General features: G+C 69.6%; 4 protein-coding genes and 1 pseudogene. 3 read left to right on the top strand and 2 right to left on the bottom strand.

What is annotated here, in order from left to right:
• A pseudogene (locus ABT336_RS27105) lies at positions 1-201 on the bottom strand (hypothetical protein); the annotation flags it as partial.
• A 135-nt stretch (positions 202-336) separates the two neighbouring features.
• Here ABT336_RS27105 and ABT336_RS27100 point away from each other — a divergent pair.
• The 3 genes from ABT336_RS27100 (at position 337) to ABT336_RS27090 (ending at position 2599) form a co-directional block, all read left to right on the top strand.
• Positions 337-1104 carry a Scr1 family TA system antitoxin-like transcriptional regulator gene (locus tag ABT336_RS27100; protein ID WP_350900394.1) on the top strand — a complete coding sequence of 256 codons (768 nt, stop codon included), beginning with the start codon at positions 337-339 and terminating at the stop codon, positions 1102-1104.
• Positions 1095-1286 carry a DUF397 domain-containing protein gene (locus ABT336_RS27095; protein ID WP_350900393.1) on the top strand — a complete coding sequence of 64 codons (192 nt, stop codon included), beginning with the start codon at positions 1095-1097 and terminating at the stop codon, positions 1284-1286. Before ABT336_RS27100 ends, ABT336_RS27095 begins: the two co-directional genes overlap by 10 nt.
• A 194-nt stretch (positions 1287-1480) precedes the next feature.
• Positions 1481-2599: a hypothetical protein gene (locus tag ABT336_RS27090; RefSeq protein ID WP_350900391.1), complete on the top strand. Its 1119-nt coding sequence runs from the start codon at positions 1481-1483 to the stop codon at positions 2597-2599.
• 61 nt (positions 2600-2660) lie between these two features.
• On the opposite strand, the gene ABT336_RS27085 is transcribed toward ABT336_RS27090, so the two are convergent.
• Positions 2661-2806, bottom strand: a 146-nt coding sequence (locus ABT336_RS27085; RefSeq protein WP_502891281.1) for an elongation factor 1-alpha C-terminal domain-related protein, incomplete at its 5' end; no start/stop codon positions are given.

The following is a 2806-nucleotide window of genomic DNA, read 5'->3' as shown; positions in this document are numbered from 1 at the left end:
GGGCCAGCCTCGGACCGCGCGGGCGGCCTGGCTGTGGCTCGCGCGCCAGGTCTGGGCCGGGGTGAGGTTGCCGGCGGTGCCGGGCCTGACCACCGGGTACGCGGCGGTCCGGGCGTTCGACCAGGCCGGATCGGTCGGCGGCCCGACGGCGTGGCGGGCCGGTCGTGGCGGCGTCCGTCTTCTCCAGAAGCGAAAGCGCATCGCGTACCCCTCTCGGATCGTTGGTACGAGCGGAGGCCGACCGCTCGACCACCAGCGTGCCGAGGGTGGGCAGACAAACACACAGCGTCATGAGTTGTTCCGTGGACGGTCGTTTCATCCCGGGGAGGGACAGGCATGAACCATGCGGTCGTCGAGGCGATGGCCTTGGCGGGACAGACGGCGGAGAGCCTTGCCGAACACGTGGGGGTGCACCCCAAGACAGCAGCCCGGTGGGCGAACCCGGGGCACGTCCCGCAGGGCCGGCATCGGCTGAAGGTGGCGAACCTGCTGGGCCAGGAGGTCGACGCGCTCTGGCCGGACGTCGTCCGGCGACGGGAGCCGGTCTGGTTCCGGCGGTGGGTCGACATCGAGCGGGAGGCCACCACCCTGCGCGGGTTCGAACTCGCCTGGGTGCCCGGCCTGTTGCAGACCGAGGCGTACGCGCGGGCGACCCTGGCCGGCGGGGTGCTGACGGCCGACGAGATCGAGGACCTGGTCGCCGCCCGGCTCGACCGGCAGGCGATCCTGACCCGCGACCGGGCCCCGCTGCTGGTCGTCGTCCTGGACGAGGGGGTGCTGCGCCGCCGGGTGGGCGACGACCGGTCGTTGATGGCCGGGCAGCTCGCCCACCTGCTCGCCTGCGCCGAGCTGCCGAGCGTGCAGCTGCACGTGGTGCCGGCCGACGCGCCCAGCTACCCCGGCCTGGACGGGCCGTTCAGCCTCGCCGACCTGCCCGAGGGCAAGCGAGTGGGCCATGTGGACAGTGCCGCCGAGGCGCAGATCCTCGACCAGCCATCGGCGCTTGTTAGGCTGGAGCGACGCTGGGAACGCATCCGGGGTGAGGCGCTGCCCCGGGGGCGGTCCCTCGAACTCCTCAGAGAAGCGGCGGCATCATGGACCTGACCGGCGCGCGGTGGCGCAAGAGCAGCTACAGCGGCGGCAACGGCGGAAACTGCGTCGAGGTGGCCGACAACCTCCCCGGTGTCGTCGGAGTCCGCGACTCCAAGGACCGCGAGGGCGGGACCCTCACCTTCACCCCGACCGCCTGGCGGGCCTTCCTCGACCTGGCGGCAACCTCCCACTGATCCCGGCTTGTCCGCAGCCCTCGGCCGCCCGGCCGGGGGCTGCGCTGCGCTCACCCCCCCGCCCCCGCCACACCAGCGCCCCGGTCCACACCACAGGCTTCTCGGCCCCGAGATCGAACCGGCGACAGTGTGCCGTCGTAGAGCCGGGCGGACCCCTGCCCCGCCCGTGAGCCTCGGAAAGAGGTGCCCCACCCGTGACCTACTCGGGCCAGCACGACGACTCCGAACACTGGTCGCTCGACCCCCTGTACCAGGATCCGACGCTGTACTCCCTGGCGACACCCTCTCCTCCGGGGTTCCCCAGCTTCCACTTCGCCGAGCCGATGTCCCCCGGCAGCCCCATGCCGTACGAGCACGCCTCGGCACCCGACGAGACGCAGTGGAGCGTCACCGACGCCGCCTCGGCGACACTCGTACACCCTGCGACCTTCCCGGACCAGGCCGACTATGGCTACCCGGCTGGTGGCGAAGAGTGGCACCCGGACGGGTTGTCCTACGCGACACCCTCGGGCTCGTGGCTACCCGACTTCGGCCTCCCCGAAAGCCCCCCACCCCCCACACCGGATCAGCCCGCACACTTCACCTCCCCGCCCGCACCCACGATCTCCACAGCGGCACAACTGCGCACCCAAAGCCAGATAGAGCAGGAGATCGCAGGAATCACCCGCGGCGACGTGCTCAAATACCTCCGCAAAAACGGCATTGACGTACGTAGTGCGAACGAGCTGAAAAACGATCAGCTCACGATATATTTGCGCGCGGAGAAGCCACACCTTCTAGACAAGTGCCGACTTTCGAGAAATGGTGATCCCAGAGGACTTTCCTCTAAACTCTTACCCCTGCGACCCGGAAGATATTCCGATGCTGGAAGAGAAGCGCACGGACGTGGGGCGGCCAAACGGGCGGCCGAACGCGCGGCCGAACAGGCGGCCGCACGGGAAGCAGGTGAGCGGGCGGCCACCGAAGATGGCGTTGACCTGAGTATTCACACCCGTGGCGCTGTCGCCAGTTTCATGCGCGAGACAGAGAACAGCAAAGTATATGCAATTGGCGTCGATCAGGACCATGTCGAGCGGTATGCGGTGGCCCAGGGGCTGGCCCCCGGAAGTCTGAAACTTCCTCCGGAGAGGAAAACCGATACCCGCCTCATCTACGTTCCGCAGGCTGCCAGGGCTGCTTCGGTGGCTTCGCTCGCACAGGTGCGGTCGGGAGCCGGGCTGGCGGGGTCGGCTTACTCGGCCGGTTCTGGCCCCTCCGCATCTGCCCCAGCGGACCGGAAAGGCAAGGGTCCGGCGGGGAGGGGGCGCCGCTGACGCGATCGCCGCACTCCCTGGGGTGTGGGGAGTGCGGCGGTCGTGTCCTCGGCCTCGGGGGTTAGGTGATCATGCCGGCGGCGATGGTGCGGTTGGTGGTTTCGTCGATGAGGATGAAGCCGCCGGTGGTGCGGTTGCGGCGGTATTCGTCGGCGAGGAGGGGGATGGTGGTGCGGAGGCGGACGCGGCCGATGTCGTTGAGTGTCA

This window comes from Micromonospora sp. NPDC000207, assembly GCF_040300925.1.
Classification (GTDB): Bacteria; Actinomycetota; Actinomycetes; order Mycobacteriales; family Micromonosporaceae; genus Micromonospora.
Note: the sequence above shows the minus strand (reverse complement) of the source record. Positions and strands in the feature narration are given on the sequence as shown.

What these genes read in the sequence shown, in the direction of transcription:
- ABT336_RS27100 (WP_350900394.1), top strand. Translation starts at nt 337, where the DNA reads ATGAACCATGCGGTCGTCGAGGCGATGGCCTTGGCGGGACAGACGGCG.
- ABT336_RS27095 (WP_350900393.1), top strand. Translation starts at nt 1,095, where the DNA reads ATGGACCTGACCGGCGCGCGGTGGCGCAAGAGCAGCTACAGCGGCGGC.